At 54.1% G+C, this 17127-nt stretch carries 13 protein-coding genes; 5 read left to right on the forward strand and 8 right to left on the reverse strand.

Going from position 1 to position 17127, the window contains the following annotated elements; all coding sequences use genetic code 11:
• Positions 1-383: 383 nt before the first annotated feature.
• The 3 genes from EnteroDNA1_RS02145 to EnteroDNA1_RS02155 all read right to left on the reverse strand — a co-directional run bounded on the left by EnteroDNA1_RS02145 (position 384) and on the right by EnteroDNA1_RS02155 (position 4661).
• A complete protein-coding gene (locus EnteroDNA1_RS02145) occupies positions 384-2261 on the reverse strand; it encodes an autotransporter outer membrane beta-barrel domain-containing protein (protein WP_069302741.1) in 1878 nt (625 codons plus the stop codon).
• 1658 nt (positions 2262-3919) lie between these two features.
• Complete coding sequence (locus EnteroDNA1_RS02150; RefSeq protein WP_064672404.1) at positions 3920-4237, reverse strand: YebG family protein; 318 nt, start codon at positions 4235-4237, stop codon at positions 3920-3922.
• A gap of 70 nt (positions 4238-4307) precedes the next feature.
• Positions 4308-4661, reverse strand: coding sequence for a helix-turn-helix domain-containing protein (locus tag EnteroDNA1_RS02155; RefSeq protein ID WP_064672405.1), 354 nt, complete (start codon positions 4659-4661; stop codon positions 4308-4310).
• A gap of 336 nt (positions 4662-4997) precedes the next feature.
• On the opposite strand from EnteroDNA1_RS02155, the gene EnteroDNA1_RS02160 reads away from it, so the two are divergent.
• Both EnteroDNA1_RS02160 and oqxB read left to right on the forward strand, forming a co-directional pair.
• Entirely contained in the window at positions 4998-6173 is a 1176-nt protein-coding gene (locus tag EnteroDNA1_RS02160) for an efflux RND transporter periplasmic adaptor subunit (RefSeq protein WP_023335530.1), read from the forward strand.
• A gap of 24 nt (positions 6174-6197) precedes the next feature.
• Complete coding sequence (gene oqxB / locus EnteroDNA1_RS02165; RefSeq protein WP_069302742.1) at positions 6198-9353, forward strand: multidrug efflux RND transporter permease subunit OqxB; 3156 nt, start codon at positions 6198-6200, stop codon at positions 9351-9353.
• Positions 9354-9450: 97 nt separating this feature from the next.
• On the opposite strand, the gene EnteroDNA1_RS02170 is transcribed toward oqxB, so the two are convergent.
• The 3 genes from EnteroDNA1_RS02170 to EnteroDNA1_RS02180 form a co-directional block, all read right to left on the reverse strand.
• Positions 9451-9930, reverse strand: coding sequence for an RrF2 family transcriptional regulator (locus EnteroDNA1_RS02170; protein WP_029739386.1), 480 nt, complete (start codon positions 9928-9930; stop codon positions 9451-9453).
• A 137-nt stretch (positions 9931-10067) separates the two neighbouring features.
• Positions 10068-11456, reverse strand: a complete 1389-nt coding sequence (locus tag EnteroDNA1_RS02175) for a sensor histidine kinase (RefSeq protein WP_069302743.1) — start codon at positions 11454-11456, stop codon at positions 10068-10070.
• A complete protein-coding gene (locus EnteroDNA1_RS02180) occupies positions 11456-12133 on the reverse strand; it encodes a response regulator (protein WP_048980503.1) in 678 nt (225 codons plus the stop codon). Before EnteroDNA1_RS02180 ends, EnteroDNA1_RS02175 begins: the two co-directional genes overlap by 1 nt.
• Positions 12134-12336: 203 nt before the next feature.
• Here EnteroDNA1_RS02180 and EnteroDNA1_RS02185 point away from each other — a divergent pair, with 203 nt between their 5' ends.
• Positions 12337-13173: a MipA/OmpV family protein gene (locus EnteroDNA1_RS02185; protein WP_069302744.1), complete on the forward strand. Its 837-nt coding sequence runs from the start codon at positions 12337-12339 to the stop codon at positions 13171-13173.
• A 122-nt stretch (positions 13174-13295) separates the two neighbouring features.
• Here the strand turns inward: EnteroDNA1_RS02185 and EnteroDNA1_RS21585 are convergent, their stop codons facing one another.
• Positions 13296-13844 carry a hypothetical protein gene (locus EnteroDNA1_RS21585; protein ID WP_231926985.1) on the reverse strand — a complete coding sequence of 183 codons (549 nt, stop codon included), beginning with the start codon at positions 13842-13844 and terminating at the stop codon, positions 13296-13298.
• A gap of 253 nt (positions 13845-14097) precedes the next feature.
• Here EnteroDNA1_RS21585 and EnteroDNA1_RS02190 point away from each other — a divergent pair, with 253 nt between their 5' ends.
• Both EnteroDNA1_RS02190 and EnteroDNA1_RS02195 read left to right on the forward strand, forming a co-directional pair.
• Entirely contained in the window at positions 14098-14523 is a 426-nt protein-coding gene (locus EnteroDNA1_RS02190; protein ID WP_071891541.1) for a VOC family protein, read from the forward strand.
• Positions 14524-14692: 169 nt separating this feature from the next.
• Positions 14693-16408: a SulP family inorganic anion transporter gene (locus EnteroDNA1_RS02195; protein WP_069302746.1), complete on the forward strand. Its 1716-nt coding sequence runs from the start codon at positions 14693-14695 to the stop codon at positions 16406-16408.
• Between the two features lie 39 nt (positions 16409-16447).
• Here EnteroDNA1_RS02195 and dmsD read toward each other — a convergent pair whose 3' ends face one another.
• Positions 16448-17062 carry a Tat proofreading chaperone DmsD gene (gene dmsD / locus EnteroDNA1_RS02200; protein ID WP_069302747.1) on the reverse strand — a complete coding sequence of 205 codons (615 nt, stop codon included), beginning with the start codon at positions 17060-17062 and terminating at the stop codon, positions 16448-16450.
• Positions 17063-17127 lie beyond the last annotated feature (65 nt).

Genomic DNA, 17127 nt, shown 5'->3' on the forward strand with positions numbered 1-17127 from the left:
TCCGTAATATTATTATCTGGAGCTCCTTGCAGATCTTAAAAGATGATACTGGCGAAGATAAAAAAAGTCTTTTTTTGTAAGTCCTTAAAAGGATTGTGTTCTAATTGTTACATCAGATAAAATTTCTTTATTTGTCCACTATTATCATAAAACCGTGTTTATGAACCAACCTGATGTATCTGCAGGCAGGGCTCTTTGGTTGCTGGATTGCAATGGGTTTCTGAGGTGAGGGCGGCAGGGGCGGGGGAGAAAGCTGACTGCGCAGAAACGCGTTACCTTTTGTGCCATGCTAAAGCCTTTGTAATATGAAGTTATCCTTGCAGGCTTTTCGTAAAAAAAAACCGGGCATAACATTATGCCCGGTTTTCGCTCCTGTCATTAAATTACCAGGTGTAGCTGACACCGGCATTCAGCTGCCATGGAGACTCGTAGTGATCCTGACCTTTGGCATAGTTCGCCCCGGCCCATCCGCTCAGGTTTTTGCTGAGCTTCACATCCGCGCCCAGGCCAACGATGCCGCGTGAACCGTCGGTGCTGTCGTTGATTTTTTCGCCGTTGATGTCCATGGTGTTGCTGTTCTCGGTTTCACCCGCAACGGCCAGATGCACATACGGACGGACCTCGGTGCCATTGTTCAGCGCCATCGCCGTACCGACATTCACACCGCCTTCCAGACCCAGTGAGGTGCTGCCGTCATCTTTCGTGTGCAGGCCATTTTTCAGCTTGTAGTCGACGCTGTTATAGCGGGCATAAGAAATCTGGGCATAAGGTTCGATATACCAGGCATTAAACTGCTTGTGGTAGCCCGTTTTGAAAGCTCCGCCGAAGCCATTGTTGTTATAGTCGCCGGTGGTATGACCGCCGTCCAGAGACGTCACGCTGATGTCGTTTTTCAGGTGGGTACCCTTGATGCTGGCATCAAAGAACAGACCGTTGTTCAGGCGCAGTGAGGTATACAGTGAAGCGCCGTAGCTGTCGACATCTGTGCCTGCACTGCCGCCGTCATGCATGTTCACATCCGAATACCCGCGGGTGGCGGCAAAACCGAACAGCAGGTTGCCCGGAGCGATATCGACACGCTTGTCGGCACCTAACATAAAGCCGTTGTTGGTCTGATCGTAGGCAGAACTGGTCTGCTCGACCTGCTGACGGTGGTAGCCGCCGTAGTAGCTGCCCCAGGCGTTCACCGTGCCGTCGCTGCTGCCGGTGAGGCGCTCGTTATCCAGACGGCGGTTCAGCACATCCAGTTCGTCGCTCCAGATGCTCATCGCTGCCGCACGGGTATTCACCACAGCCTGCGCGGCGGTTGAGAGCGTGCGCGAGTCCGGGTTCGGGTTCGGGTTCGGGCCAGGGGCCGGTTCTGGCGTCGGTTCTGGCGTAATGTTATCGAGGATCACGCTGGTTGACCCGTCTGCGTTAGCCACGCTGCGTGATTCGTAACGGTAAACCCCGACATCGCTTTGCATGGAGTTGAAGGTCGCACCGGAACCGTCCGTCACCTGCACAATGGTGTTGCCGGTCATATCGCCCGCTGCACCGCTGGAGCTGGAGGTGACGCCGGCATTGAAGCTGCCGGTGGCCTTGTCGGCGGTAAGCACATAGGCTGAACCGGTTTCCGCGTTATACGTGGAGTAAATGGTGGACGCTGTCGGGCTGGCTGCCGCCAGCAGCGTGGTCGGTGCGGTGTCGGAAAGATTTGCGGTGTGGATATTCCCGCCGTCCATCACGATGGTGCTGCCACCGGTCAGGCTGATGGCATCAACATCCGTGGCCGCGTTGTTGATCCAGGTTGAGCCGTTGCTGATATCCAGCGCCAGCGCGCCGGTACCGGTTTTCCCGGCGCTACCGTTCCAGGTTGAGCTGTCGATGTTCACCGACTGGTCAGCACCTGAAGAGGTGGTGATGGCGCCGGAAAGGGTAGAACCGCTGAAACCGACCGTATCCACTGCGCTGGTACCGGAAATCTTCAGCAGATTGGTTTTGCCGGTCACCGTGGAGTCTTTCACGCTAACGGTGGAGCCTATGGTATTCCCTTTAAGGATAATGGCGCTATCACCTTCTATAGTTGACCCTGCGCTTGAATTTAACGTGTAACCGCCACTCAGAGCAACACCATTGCCGGTCGAGGAGCTTACCGAGGAGCTATCAATATTGATGATATTATTTTCATTGCTGGCATCATCAGTGTAGATCCCATAATTAACACCGTTTACTGTTGTGCCATTAGACAGCGTTACGTTGGTATTTTTACTACCGTACATTACAAGGCCTTCATTACCACTATTTACAGTAGTGTTAGAAATGTTGTAAGTATCTCCGTTATTTCCTATCAATCTTAATCCAGTCTTAGCCGCAGAAATGGTTGAGTCCGCAATATCTATTTCGCCGGAATAACCACCATTGGTCTGGATGCCTTGATCGTCCGATTTAATCGTGCTGTTAGTTATATGGACAACGCTACTCCCTTCGGAAATGAATACTGCTTTGTCACCATTGCCGTCACCATTAGCCTCAATCAAGGAATTAGAGATATCAACATTACTGCTACTTTTACCCGATGTTTCCCAGACATAGATACCGATTCCCCCACCCTTGATGGTTGAGTTTTCAACCTTCAGATTCGCGTTGGCCTGACCATTAACATTATTACGGACGACTAAACCGGTTTCCACGCCTTCTACATACGCATTGTCCGTGACGTTAACCTCAGCCCCTATGGAGTTGGCAACATCTATACCAATTTTTCCACCAGAAATAGTGGTCCCTGCGCCGCTGACATTCAGTGTTGCGCCTTTCGTAGGATCTGTAAGATTAATGGTTACACCATTTTTATCCGGGGTATTACTTATTTTGCTACCGCCATTGATATTGGCAGTGACACCAGCAGTGTCTATCAGCACGCCATCAGTAACATTTTGACCGGTAACATCGGTATCGGCACTGATGGTTTGTGCAGATGCGCAGGAACCCCAGGAATAAAGGGCGCCTAAAATAACAATATTAATTGCCTTGATTTTTGGTTTAAAAGTATTTGGAGACTGCTGTTTTGCGTTTGCCATAATGCACCATAGATAATATTTCGCCATAAAAATGGCACCGATATATTGCGGCGAGCAATATTAATTGCGGCCAACTAAAAAGTTGACAAATTTTACTTACAATTAAAAAGAAACACTCAGAAAAAAAAGTCCACTTTAGTACTTTTTCCCCTAAAGGTCAGGTGATTGTTACAAGCGACTGATAGGGTTGTCGTTTTTTTGACGTTATTACCCTGGGTTTATCCAGGTAACAGGATTGCACTCTAATGCGAAAATGATGTTAAATTTTTTTTAATAAAAAGAAAGTAAAAAGAAAAAAGTTGCTCAGAATAAACTGATTAGCATCTATTATTACAGAGCGCATAACAGGATCTATTATTAACCCGGACAGCTGCGATAGAGCTGATTTGGCACCTAACGCGCTAAACGCCGGGCGCTCTCATTAAGCGATTGAACACACAGTGCAAAGTGGGCAGCAGTAGAAAAAATGTCTGCTTTGAACGAAAAGTTGACGTGTAAGCTGGCGTCCTGTCCTCTCGGGAGAGACGGGATGCAGAGCGCGTCGCCATGCCCTGTGGTAGAGGTATTCTCGCCCTGGCCGAGCGGGTGGGGTTTCATATTCCGGTTTTGTCCTCACCCGCCATCCCGTTTTAGCGTGTTACAGGGCTGAGACGAGGTTTATGAAGAGGCAATTTTTGAATCACAGATCCTGATGATTTTCGCCTTCATTTCCTGGCGCACGTCATCTCCTTATTTATGTTCTGAATATGAAACAATGACATCGTTACCCTCAACCAGCAGCGGAACCCTGCAGACAGCTAAAAAAGCCGTAAGCAGTTATCTGCTTACGGCGCCGGGATCGGAGATGATTTTTCTGACAATCAGGCCGCTTTCACGGCCCTGATTTTTTTCATGTCAGCCGCATCGGATTCTGTTTTATCCGTTGCAGCTGGCGCATTGAGATCGGGAAGCTTGCTGGTACGCAGAATATGCTGCACCGTCTCTTTCTGCTCGGCGAGATACAGGCCAAGATTTTCAGCCTGCGTTTCATCCATCTGCATTCCGCTTTGCAACAGCCAGTCGGTGAACGCGTCTGCCATATCGAGCAGCTTGTCGTGAGCGTCAGCCTCTTTCTTACTGGCAAATGTCATTTTCTCTTCACCTTTTCTTACGACAACAAATTTTGTTTCAACAGCCATCGTGCACCTCGCTATACTGTATTTATATACAGTATAGCAGCTACCGATCGACGTTGCAGCAAAATATGCATCACTGGCAAAGCTGCTGCGATTCCGGGCGCCCCATACTCCGCCGCCACGCCCCGGGCGCCTGACCATACTGACGCTTAAAGCTGCGGTTGAAGGACTGCTGGGAGTCGAAGCCCAGCGCGATCGCCACGTTCAGAATCGGTTCATCGCTGCGGGTTAAGCGCTCAACCGATTTTTGCAGCTTTTGCGCGCGAATATACCCGGCGAGGGGATAGCCCGTATGCTCTTTGAACAGGCGCTGGAGGTGCCATTTTGAGTAGCCGGATCGCCTGGCAACGGACTCAATGTCCAGACGGCTATCCAGGTTGTTGTCGATCCAGTCGAGTAAATCATGCATAAATGCGCCAGTGTTCATCTGGTTACCCCCACGCGGCCTGTCAAAAGGTATCTTTATCTGTTGCATTAAAAGGTGGCGCGTTTTTGTATTAATTGCAAGTTTTATTGTTGCATTTAAATCCCTGACCGTAACGGGTCTTTTCACATCCGCTCAAATAGCACATAAAGTGCAACAATTATTCTTGCACTTAGTTAAGCGCCTTCCTACAATCGCCGCGATAGTGTATTCGCAACTGTTACAGTTTTGTGGCGATGAACGACACAAATGGCCTTAAGACAGCCACCGGACAAAGGAAGTGGCGCAGTGCCTCCTGCTGCGTCTTGCCCGGCGGCGACAATTACCGGAATAAAAATAATGAGCCTGCAAAAAACCTGGGGTAACTTTCATCTGAACGCGCTGGGGGTCATGTTGCTCTCCGTGCTGCTCGTCGGATGCGACAACAGCGTCGCGCAAAACGCCGCGCCGCCTGCGCCCGCCGTCAGCGCTGCTGACGTGGTGGTGAAATCCATTAGCCAGTGGGATAGCTTTAACGGCCGGATTGAAGCGGTGGAGAGCGTTCAGCTCCGTCCGCGCGTTTCCGGCTACATTGATAAAGTGAATTACACCGACGGCCAGGAAGTGAAGAAGGGCGAGGTGCTGTTCACGATTGATGACCGAACCTATCGCGCGGCGCTGGAACAGGCGCAGGCGAACCTGGCGAGAGCCAAAACGCAGGCCAGCCTGGCGCAGAGTGAGGCTAACCGTACCGATAAGCTGGTCAATACCAACGTTGTCTCCCGTGAAGAGTGGGAGCAGCGTCGTTCGGCCGCCACTCAGGCGCAGGCCGATATCCGTGCCGCGCAGGCGGCAGTTGACGCGGCGCAGCTCAACCTGGACTTCACCAAAGTCACCGCGCCTATCGACGGTCGCGCCAGCCGGGCGCTGATCACCAGCGGCAACCTGGTGACTGCGGGCGACACCGCCAGCGTTCTCACCACGCTGGTCTCGCAGAAGACGGTTTACGTCTACTTTGACGTGGACGAGTCGACCTACCTTCACTACCAGAATCTGGCCCGCAGCGGGCAGGGGGCGTCCAGCAATCACACGGCGCTTCCGGTTGAGATTGGCCTGACGGGCGAGGAGGGCTATCCCCATCAGGGCAAGGTGGACTTCCTGGATAATCAGCTGACGCCGAGTACCGGCACCATCCGCATGCGCGCGCTGCTGGATAACGCCCAGCGTCAGTTCACGCCGGGACTTTTTGCCCGCGTCCGCCTGCCGGGCAGCGCGGAGTTCAAAGCCACGCTTATCGACGACAAAGCGGTGCTGACCGATCAGGATCGTAAATACGTTTATATCGTCGATAAAGAGGGGAAAGCGCAGCGCCGTGACATTACGCCGGGCCGTCTGGCAGACGGTTTACGCATCGTGCGGCAGGGGCTGAACCCTGGCGATAAAGTCATCGTCGAGGGTTTACAGAAAGTGTTTATGCCGGGGATGCCGGTTAACGCGAAAACCGTTGCCATGACCGCCACCAGCGCCCTCAACTGATCCCTTGACCTGAGAATCCTATCCATGGACTTTTCCCGCTTTTTCATCGACAGGCCGATTTTTGCCGCGGTGCTGTCGATTCTGATTTTTATCACAGGGTTAATCGCCATCCCGCTGCTGCCGGTGAGCGAATATCCTGACGTCGTGCCGCCAAGCGTCCAGGTGCGCGCGGAGTACCCGGGCGCCAACCCGAAAGTGATTGCCGAGACGGTGGCGACGCCGCTGGAAGAGGCGATCAACGGCGTTGAGAACATGATGTACATGAAGTCCGTCGCGGGCTCCGACGGCGTGCTGGTCACCACCGTCACCTTCCGTCCGGGAACCGACCCGGATCAGGCGCAGGTGCAGGTGCAAAACCGCGTCGCGCAGGCCGAAGCGCGTCTGCCGGAAGACGTCCGGCGCCTGGGCATTACCACACAGAAACAGTCCCCGACGCTAACGCTGGTGGTGCATCTGTTTTCGCCCAACGGTAAGTACGACTCCCTGTATATGCGTAACTACGCCACGCTGAAGGTGAAGGACGAGCTGGCGCGCCTGCCCGGCGTCGGCCAGATCCAGATTTTCGGCTCGGGTGAATACGCGATGCGCGTCTGGCTGGATCCTAACAAGGTGGCGGCCCGCGGGCTGACCGCGTCGGACGTGGTGACGGCGATGCAGGAGCAGAACGTACAGGTATCCGCCGGGCAGCTTGGCGCCGAGCCGCTGCCGAAAGAGAGCGATTTCCTGATCTCCATTAACGCCCAGGGGCGTCTGCATACCGAAGAAGAGTTCGGCAATATTGTCCTGAAAACGACGCAGGACGGTACGGTCGTCCGCCTGCGCGACGTGGCGCGTATCGAAATGGGGTCCGGCAGCTATGCGCTGCGTTCCCAGCTGAACAATAAAGACGCGGTCGGGATTGGTATCTTCCAGTCTCCGGGGGCGAACGCCATCGATTTGTCTAACGCGGTGCGCGCGAAAATGGACGAACTGTCCACGCGCTTCCCGGCGGACATGAAGTGGGCGGCACCTTACGATCCGACCGTTTTCGTGCGCGACTCCATCCGCGCGGTGGTGCAGACGCTGCTGGAAGCGGTAGTGCTGGTGGTGCTGGTGGTGATCCTGTTCCTGCAAACCTGGCGCGCGTCGATCATTCCCCTGATCGCGGTGCCGGTTTCGGTGGTGGGTACCTTCAGCATTCTCTACCTGCTCGGCTTCTCGCTGAATACCCTGAGTTTGTTCGGGCTGGTGCTGGCCATCGGCATCGTGGTGGACGACGCCATCGTGGTGGTGGAAAACGTCGAGCGAAACATAGAAGAGGGGCTTGCTCCGCTTGCGGCGGCGCATCAGGCGATGCGCGAAGTGTCCGGGCCGATTATCGCGATTGCGCTGGTGCTGTGCGCGGTGTTTGTGCCGATGGCGTTTCTCTCGGGCGTTACCGGGCAGTTCTACAAGCAGTTTGCGGTGACGATCGCGATTTCCACGGTCATCTCCGCCATTAACTCGCTGACGCTCTCTCCGGCGCTGGCGGCACTGCTGTTAAAACCGCACGGCGCGCCGAAAGATTTCCCGACCCGGCTTATCGATCGTCTGTTCGGCTGGATTTTCCGTCCGTTTAACCGCTTTTTCCACCGCAGCTCGAACGGCTATCAGGGGCTGGTGGGCAAAACGCTGGGACGACGCGGCTCGGTATTTGTGGTGTATCTGCTGCTGCTCTGTGCCGCTGGCGTCATGTTTAAAGCGGTGCCCGGCGGGTTTATTCCGACGCAGGATAAGCTGTACCTGATTGGCGGCGTGAAGATGCCGGAAGGTTCGTCGCTGGCGCGCACCGACGCGGTGATCCGCAAAATGAGCGAAATCGGGATGAATACCGAAGGGGTGGATTACGCGGTTGCGTTCCCGGGGCTGAACGCGCTGCAGTTCACCAATACGCCGAATACCGGGACGGTCTTCTTTGGCCTGAAGCCGTTCGACCAGCGCAAACATACTGCGGCGGAAATAAACGCGGAGATTAACGCGAAAATCGCGCAAATTCAGGAAGGCTTTGGCTTCTCCATTCTGCCGCCGCCGATTTTAGGGCTGGGTCAGGGGTCGGGCTATTCTCTGTACATCCAGGACCGCGGCGGTCTGGGGTATGGCGCGCTGCAAAACGCGGTGAACACCATGTCCGGCGCGATTATGCAGACCCCGGGAATGCACTTCCCGATCTCAACCTACCAGGCTAACGTTCCGCAGCTGGACGTGCAGGTCGACCGTGACAAGGCGAAAGCGCAGGGCGTATTGCTGACCGATCTTTTCGGTACGCTGCAAACCTATCTGGGCTCGTCGTACGTGAATGACTTCAACCAGTTCGGTCGTACCTGGCGCGTGATGGCGCAGGCCGACGGGCAGTTCCGCGACAGCGTTGAAGATATTGCGAATCTGCGCACCCGTAATAGTCAGGGCGAAATGGTGCCGATTGGCAGCATGGTGAAAATCACGACCACCTACGGCCCGGATCCGGTGATCCGCTACAATGGCTACCCGGCGGCGGATCTGATTGGCGATGCCGACCCGCGCGTGCTCTCGTCCTCGCAGGCGATGACGCAGCTGGATGCCATGTCTAAGCAGATCCTGCCAAACGGGATGAACATTGAATGGACGGACCTGAGCTTCCAGCAGGCGACGCAGGGCAATACGGCGCTGATCGTCTTCCCGGTCGCGGTGCTACTGGCGTTCCTGGTCCTGGCGGCGCTGTATGAAAGCTGGACGCTGCCGCTGGCGGTGATCCTCATCGTGCCGATGACCATGCTCTCCGCGCTGTTTGGCGTCTGGCTGACCGGTGGCGATAACAACGTCTTCGTGCAGGTGGGGCTGGTGGTGCTGATGGGGCTGGCGTGTAAAAACGCGATTCTTATCGTGGAGTTTGCCCGCGAGCTGGAAATTCAGGGCAAAGGCATTATGGAAGCCGCGCTGGAGGCGTGCCGCCTGCGTTTACGTCCGATTGTGATGACCTCCATCGCCTTTATTGCCGGGACCATTCCGCTGATCCTCGGCCACGGCGCGGGCGCAGAAGTGCGCGGCGTCACCGGGATCACGGTCTTCTCCGGGATGCTGGGCGTGACGTTGTTTGGTCTGTTCCTGACGCCGGTGTTTTACGTGACGCTGCGTAAGTTCGTGACGCGCGGGAAAAAAGAGGAAAGGGACGTTCTGCCCGCGTAGGAACGCTGCAGATAATAAAAAACCGCCTTCATTGTGAAGGCGGTTTTTTTACATCTGAATGTAGGCCGGGTTAGCGCAGCGCCACCCGGCAAGTTCGCTAAGACGTTTTTTGATACTGGGCAATAAGGTCCGGGAGGGGATCCCATCCGCTGCTATCGGCGTTTTTGACCGCTTCAAGGGCGCTGGCCACGGTATGGCGGGCCAGTACCGCTAACGAAGCCTCCTCGGCTTCTTCGGATATCGATTTGAAGTACCAGCAGGCGTTAGCGCTGACCACGCAGCGGGCCGGCACGTCAGGGCGCGACGCCCACAGCTTTTTATCTTCGATAACCGAAAGGTAGATGTCGCGCAGGGTGATCTCTTCCGGCGGGCGACCAAGATGAATTGAGCCGTTACGGCCAAGCGTTGAGACGATAATGCCGTCACGCGTCAGCGGAACCATCAATTTGCGGATGAAGCTCGGGTTCGCTTCCAGGCCGTAGGCCAGAATCGCACTCGTGGAACGTTCACCCAATTGCTCCGCCATCGCTACGCTGAGAACCATCTGCAAAGCTGTCGGGAAGCGGTAATCTAACATTTCTCTGTCCTGGGTTGCGGTGAATCTTGTTCTTTTTGGCACCGCAGAGGTGAATAAGCAATAAACAACAATATAACAAATACGGTAATTATTTTGAAGCAATCTGCGGCATTTGCGATCGAACCCCCTGTTCTGATTTAGCAAAACGTGCGGTTCGGGAAGTCAACCGTCACCATCAGGCCACCTTCAGCGGAAGTACTCAGGTTTACGCTGCTGTTGTGTTGCTGCGCCACCGCTTTGACGATGGCAAGCCCCAGCCCGCTCCCGCTTTGCACCTGATTGGGGTCGCGGAAAAACCGGTCGAACACGCGCTCGCGCAGTTCAACCGGAATACCGGGCCCTGCATCTGAAACTCGAAGCCGCGCGAAGCCATCTGCTATGCAGACATCGACCTGAATCCGCCCGCCCTCGGGACTGTACTTCACGGCGTTCTCAATGAGGTTATCAATAAGCGATACCAGGCGTTCCCTGACGCCGGGGATCCAGATGTCATCCTCGGCGAAGAACTCCAGCTCAATCCTGCGCGCAGACGCCAGCGGTTCCAGTTCGGCCATTCGCTCCTGGATGAGCGTCGTCAGCGGCACGGTCTCCATTTCCGTATCAATGCGTGCTTCGCTGTGCATCAGCAGCAGCAGCTGGTTGACGAGACGCGATGCCCGGCTGTTGCTGCGAATCACCCCCGCAAGCAGTTCCTGCTGGCTCTCGCTAATGACCCAGGACTGCAGCGCTTCCACGTTGATGCGCATCGCCGCGAGGGGGGTACGCAGCTCGTGCGCGGCATCCGCAATGAAAACCCGTTCCCTTTCCGCGCTTTCACGCACCCTGGCAAGGAAGTCATTGATCGCATCCGCCATCTGGCGAAGCTCCCTGTGTCCGGGAACGGCTTTTAAAGGGGAGAGATCGTCAGGCGTGCGTAACGTAATTTCATTGACCACCTTGTTCCAGGGGCGCATCGCAATGCGGATTGACAGCCACGCGGGAAACAGAAGAAAAGGGAAGCAGACCAGCAGCGGCATGATGTAGTAGCCGCGCGAGTTCAGGTAGATAAAGAAGTTCCAGCCGCCGGCCGGGGTGAAAAGGGTGACCTCCACGTCGGAATGAGCGGATTTAAGGGTTCGGCTGGTCCAGGTACGACCATCGCTCTGAACACGCTGCATTTCCCCAAACCGGGTGTTGGTTACCCCCGTTGGCGCATCAGGCGATGAAAAAATAATCGCGTTATTTTTGCGCACGATGAAGTTGATTGACAGCGCGGGATCTTCGCCGCCGCCATAGCCCTCACGCAGCGCCTTGCTAAAGGCTTCCAGCACCGCGGTGCGATCCTGCGGATGTTCGTCCATCCGCTCGACCAGGGTAAAAAGGGTGTCGTAGGTATGACTGCCCGTAAGGATGGGAGGGCTGCGCAGGTCCTCCCACAGAATAAAGGTTAAAAATAGACACCACAGCAGGGTAAGCAGCAGCAACTGGGCGATAATAATTCGCCGTACCAGCGTTGGGCGTCTCAGGTGGTACCAGACGTTTTGCATTACCCTGTCACCTTCTGGACTGAGACGGTATCAATGACATACCCGACGCCCCGCACCGTTCGCACATAGCCGTCGCCGATTTTTCGCCGCAAATTTCCCATATGCACATCGAGCGCATTGCTGAGGTTCTCTTTGTTGCCGAATATCCGTTCTTCCAGAAACCGTCGCGTAATCACGCGGTCAGCGCGCAGCATCAGCGTTTCCAGCAGCGCATATTCACTCGCCGTCAGGTCTACGTGGCGCGCGCTCACCGTCACGCGACGCGTTGGAACATGAAGCGATAAGCCTCGGATTTCTATCGCCTCATTTTCGAAACCGTAGCTGCGCCGCGCCAGGGCTCTCACCCGCGCCAGCAGCTCGGCGAGAATAAATGGCTTGACGAGATAGTCGTCTGCACCCGCATCCAGCCCGCACAGCCGATCCTGCAGCGTGCCTCGCGCCGTCAGAATGATGACCGGGATCCCCTTGAGCTGCTGACGCAAACGCGCCATCAGGCTCATGCCGTCGCCGTCGGGCAGCCCCAGGTCGAGCAAAATAAGTTCCGGCACGCAGACGTCCAGCTGATGCAGCGCATCCTCTTTGCGGCGAACCCATATGACGTCAAACCCTTGATCGGAGAGGGCGATACGTACGCCGTTGCCGAGATCCAGGTCGTCTTCGATTAGTAGAATTTTCACACTGGTAACTGTATCAACCGTGAATGAAGAACTTCTTAAGAAAAAAACGGTATCAGGAAACCTGCCCGGATTACAGCACCGGCTCGCGCTTCAGTGTTTCTTCATGTTCGGCTCATAAGAACCTTAGGGTCGGTATTCAAAATGGGCGTTCTGGCGGTTAACCGCATGCATCGTCATCATTTGAATCCAAAAGGGCTTCTTTAATGAGAAACATCGAACTGCGTCATACGTTCCCCCATTTACTCCCGGGCCGCAGCCTGAAAAACCTCGTGCCGGGCGTCGTTCTGGCGTTACTGGCCACGCCCGTACTGGCGGCAGAACAGAGCCAGGGTAACGTCTTAACCCTGGGGGGCGGCGTGGACGTCGCGTCGCGCTACTCGGGTTCTGATAAAACCCGCGTCAGTGCGGCTCAGGTGGTGGAGTACGCCATGGCAAACGGCTTTTTTATCGGCACCACGAGAGGGATCGGTTACGGCAACAACATCGGCAACCTGGATTACAGCGCCGCGCTGAGCTATCGAGTTGGCCGTAAAGATAAAGACGTGAGCAGCTATTCGATCAGCTCCGGCAGCGACGAGCTGCGAGGAATGGGCGAGATAAAAGGCTCGGCAATCGTTGTGCCAGGGCTTGAGTACAGGGTGACCGACTGGCTTCACCTGCAGCTGCAGGCAGAGGTTCCGGTTTCTGAGAGGGACAACGGTGAAGCGATTCATTTCGGCATTTCCAGCCCGTTCTATACCTCACCCAAAAATGAGGTGACGCTGGCGCTGATCGGCAGCTGGGGATCCGACAAGTACATGCAGACCTACTACGGGGTCAGCGCCGCTCAGTCGAGCGCATCGGGATTTGCCCGACATGACGCCGGGGCGGGGATTTATGACTACTCGATGAATCTTGACTGGACCCACAGGCTCACCTCGCGCTGGAGCGTCCTTGCCTCAGCGGGCGTTACGCAGCTGACGGGGGATGCGGGTGATAGTCCCATTGTGCAACGCAAAACATCGCCCACGGGGAGTTTGAAGGTGGCGTACAGTTTTTGATGTTGGCTGCGGTGGCTTAACGTTTTGAGCACGCACTTGCGGTAATTAAAGCCGCTCCGGTTGAGATGGCGGGGCGGTTCCCTTTGCAGACAGTTACAGCACTGCACACGTGGTTGACGGATTTATTTAAAGCTCCATTGTGCCGTAATGACAAACACGGAAGGTATGATAATACCCACATCCATTCCAAAATAAGACGTAAAATTATACTGGAACCCATGATATATATAGGGCGAAAATCCTATCCCCGTTGCTTTTTTAAAATCATGGTATGAACCATGGTCACCACAATCATCGAAAGTATCAAAGAAAAATTCACCTACATAGCCATAGATTCCTTTAAAAACCCAACCGTTATCCCATCCAGCCCAGTCTCTTCTTACGCCGGCAGCCAGGCATCTGTCATTAAAGCTGTTTTTCATTGTCCCTAGCACAAGACTGTATTTCGACGTATCCGATAATTTCCTCTCCACGGATATGAACTTATTTTCAAAGTTCTCCGTGTATTGTCCTCGATTATGCGTCAGATGATAAACGTATGAGCCGGTGTTTATTGAATACAGATTTATTTCATCTGCAGAGCAATACAACGTAAAAAGATAAAAACTTCCGCACCACAGCCATGTGGGGCATCTTTTCCGAACTGTCTGCTTATGTGGAATATTATCCATATTCGCTCACTTTGGCTAACGTACTGAAATTATAAGGACTGTTTTCGGTCTTCAGTTGGATAAATTTTAGCATACATACCAAAACTCGAGATATTCACGTCACGGATTGGGGGCTGAAATTACGATAGGACATGTTCTGCGAACCCTTACCCCACGCGCTTACAGGAGTGAAAAACAGCCTTTTACCGCCGCTAAAATCATAACCTCAGAGGTATAATCGCTGTTCAGAAAACGGCAAAGAGGATGTGACAAGATGCTGACTTATATCACTATAGGTACAAAGGATCTTCAGCGCGCCGCGGCGTTTTATGACGCGATTTTTAACGTGCTTGGCTATTCACGTTTGCCTGCCTGGACAGAGAACTGGGCAATGTGGGGAGATGAAAATAATCCAGATGAAGGGTTTAGCTTCTGCATTTGTCCTCCGTTTGACCGACAACCCGCAACGGCGGGAAACGGGACAATGTTCGCATTCCGTGCAGCTAACGCGGAGCTTGTCAGACGTTTCCATGCCGCAGGCCTTCTTGCGGGAGGGAGGAGTGAAGGCATGCCAGGGACACGAACCGCATATGGCCCCGATTTTTATGTTGCCTATCTGCGCGATCCTGACGGGCATAAGCTGGCATGCGTTTGTCAGCATTATTCTCCTGAAGCCGATACGTTCCCAGACGAAGAATAGTCACAAGCGGTCGTTTTTGAACTATGTTTAACACCAGTCAGAATAATAAATAGTTCAACTGTTATTAGATTCTGAACAGTGGCGCCTTAATCCGGAGCATTTGAAAGCCAGAACCTCACTGAGAAGTGTGCCAGTATGACGTGGCTAATATCCCTATCCGGAGAACAACGTGTTCGGAAAACAATTGCTAAACTTCATGCCAGGTTTACAAACTTTGTTAGCCTACGATAAAAGCTGGCTAAAACATGATGTTAAAGCCGGGTTATCCGTTGCGGCTGTCGCGCTACCCGTGGCTATTGCTTATGCTGAATTGGCGGGTGTTGGGGCAATAGTGGGGCTCTATTCCTGCGTTTTACCGATGATAGCGTATGCACTCTTTGGTTCTTCACGTCAGCTTATTGTGGGCCCTGATGCCACGACCTGCGCGGTGATTGCGGCCGTCGTGTTTCCTCTTTCTGCAGGTAATTCCGAACTGCACTGGCAGCTGACCATTATCATGACGTTGATGATGGGCGGGTGGTGTCTGCTTGCCAGTAAATTCCGCCTGGGCGCACTTGCCGATCTGCTTTCACATCCCATCCTTACGGGTTTGCTTAATGGCGTTGCCGTGACGATTATTGTTGGGCAATTAGGCAAGGTGTTGGGGATAAAACTCGACGAAGCGCAGGTTATTGAGAAAATAATGGCCTTGCCAGGACGTCTTTCAGACAGCCATTTATTAACCGTTGGGATATCGCTTTTAACGTTAATTATTTTAATGGCGATCAAAACGTATCGCAGCCACTGGCCAGCACCGTTGATTGCCATTGTGATGACAACGTTACTGGTATGGGCGACATCTGCACAACAGTATGGTATTGCCACTATTGGGGGGGAAGGCTTCCAGCCTGGTTTACCCGTCGTTAACTGGGGCGCGTTCCAGCCCGGTCCGATGCGTGATTTAGTGATCCCGGCGCTGAACCTGGCGTTGGTCAGTTTTGTCAGCCTGATGCTGACCGCCCGCAGTTTCGCCGCGAAAAATGGCTATGAAATTAATGCTGATGCAGAGTTCCGGGCGCTGGGGATTGCAAACCTCATGTCGGGATTATCTCAGGGGTTTGCTATCAGTGGTGCCGATTCCCGTACCGCGGTTAATGATTCAGTGGGTGGGAAAAGTCAGCTGGTTTCCATCGTCGCAGCCTTACTCATCGGTATCGTGGTGGTGTTTTTCACTCAGCCATTACAATTTATTCCGGTATCTGCATTAGGAATTGTTCTGATGTACGCATCCTGGTCATTAATTGATCTGCGCGGGTTATGGAATCTGAGGCGAAGAAATAAACAGGCATTTCGCCTGGCCTTTTTCACGTTTGGCTGTGTGTTAATTATCGGCGTTATCCAGGGGATCGGCCTTGCGGTGTTGCTTGGCCTGTTACAGTTCCTGCGTACGGTGTTTCGTCCCTCTGAGCACTTACTGGGAACCGACGAAGATGGAATGATTCACTCGTTAGGGAATACAACCGATATTAAAATGGTCCCGGGCGTGCTGATGTATCGATTTAACTCCCCGTTGACCTATTTTAACGTGGCTTATTTTAAACGTCGGGTATTGAACCTGGTTGATGGTGCAGCAGTACAGCCTAAATGGGTGGTCATTGATGCCGTTGCATGCTTCACCTATTCAGATATCAGCGTTCTGGCAACCATAAATGAGTTAAAGCGCGATCTGAAAGGTCGAGAGATTACGTTAATCCTTGCGGGCAGAAAAACGGAATTAACGCGCTGGTTTAAAGATAGCCGGCCAACGATGAATGATGATGACATGATTCTGGCGCCAGACCTCTATCTGGCACTTCGGTTCATTCAAAGCAAAGAGAGTGCGAGTGAATCAGGTGGCGAGGTATAAGCTAAAGGCTTGCCCGCCAACCGCGAGCAAGCCACACCCTTAGCGATACAGCGTTTTTTCCGCAACCGGAATAAGCAGACCGGATCGCCAGTCCGCGAGCGTCAGCTGCGCAAGCCTGCCCAGCGCGGCATAAAACGGATGCCCGGCGTTGTCGACAAACACCGACAGGAAGCGGGTGCTCCACGGCAGCAGGTGCCACGCCAGAAGCCGATCGCACTCCGCTTCGCGGTCGTTCTCGGCCAGCCACGCTGCGAGCAGCAGCAAAGTACCGAAATGATCTTCCGGCTCATTCTGCTGCATCTCAAACGCGATATTGTTCTCCCGCATCCACTGGCGCAGCGCGAGGGTCGAGTCGCCAAACAATACGGATTCACGGTCCAGCCAGACGGAACCCCACGGCGGAGCGGGCAGGGCATACGGACCAATAAACAGCCGTTGCCAGGCGTCCGTCAGCGGCTCATCGGAAGATGAGGCAAACGTATCGGCAACCGGCTGCAGCGTTTCCGAAGGCAGGGGCCAGTCCTGAACCCATTCGCCAGCGGTGAGCGCTTTCACCAGCGGCGCGGCCTGCTCGCTGTCGGGAGCAAAATAAAACAGCGCGCCCAGCACCCGGGCGCTGAACGCGAACGATTCACGATGTGAGACGTCTTTCATTAAACTTTCCTTGCTCGCGCGGATGACGCCCGCGCGACTGTGTTAACCGATAATAGTGACCACAG

This window comes from Enterobacter sp. HK169 (assembly GCF_001719105.1).
Classification (GTDB): Bacteria; Pseudomonadota; Gammaproteobacteria; order Enterobacterales; family Enterobacteriaceae; genus Enterobacter; species Enterobacter asburiae_B.

Excerpts from the sequence above, each read along its gene's own strand:
- dmsD (WP_069302747.1), bottom strand. The coding sequence starts at position 17,062 with ATGAAAGACGTCTCACATCGTGAATCGTTCGCGTTCAGCGCCCGGGTG.
- EnteroDNA1_RS02160 (WP_023335530.1), top strand. The coding sequence starts at position 4,998 with ATGAGCCTGCAAAAAACCTGGGGTAACTTTCATCTGAACGCGCTGGGG.
- EnteroDNA1_RS02150 (WP_064672404.1), bottom strand. The coding sequence starts at position 4,237 with ATGGCTGTTGAAACAAAATTTGTTGTCGTAAGAAAAGGTGAAGAGAAA.
- EnteroDNA1_RS02145 (WP_069302741.1), bottom strand. The coding sequence starts at position 2,261 with ATGTACGGTAGTAAAAATACCAACGTAACGCTGTCTAATGGCACAACA.
- EnteroDNA1_RS02170 (WP_029739386.1), bottom strand. The coding sequence starts at position 9,930 with ATGTTAGATTACCGCTTCCCGACAGCTTTGCAGATGGTTCTCAGCGTA.
- EnteroDNA1_RS02185 (WP_069302744.1), top strand. The coding sequence starts at position 12,337 with ATGAGAAACATCGAACTGCGTCATACGTTCCCCCATTTACTCCCGGGC.
- EnteroDNA1_RS02190 (WP_071891541.1), top strand. The coding sequence starts at position 14,098 with ATGCTGACTTATATCACTATAGGTACAAAGGATCTTCAGCGCGCCGCG.
- oqxB (WP_069302742.1), top strand. The coding sequence starts at position 6,198 with ATGGACTTTTCCCGCTTTTTCATCGACAGGCCGATTTTTGCCGCGGTG.
- EnteroDNA1_RS02175 (WP_069302743.1), bottom strand. The coding sequence starts at position 11,456 with ATGCAAAACGTCTGGTACCACCTGAGACGCCCAACGCTGGTACGGCGA.
- EnteroDNA1_RS21585 (WP_231926985.1), bottom strand. The coding sequence starts at position 13,844 with ATGGATAATATTCCACATAAGCAGACAGTTCGGAAAAGATGCCCCACA.
- EnteroDNA1_RS02155 (WP_064672405.1), bottom strand. The coding sequence starts at position 4,661 with ATGAACACTGGCGCATTTATGCATGATTTACTCGACTGGATCGACAAC.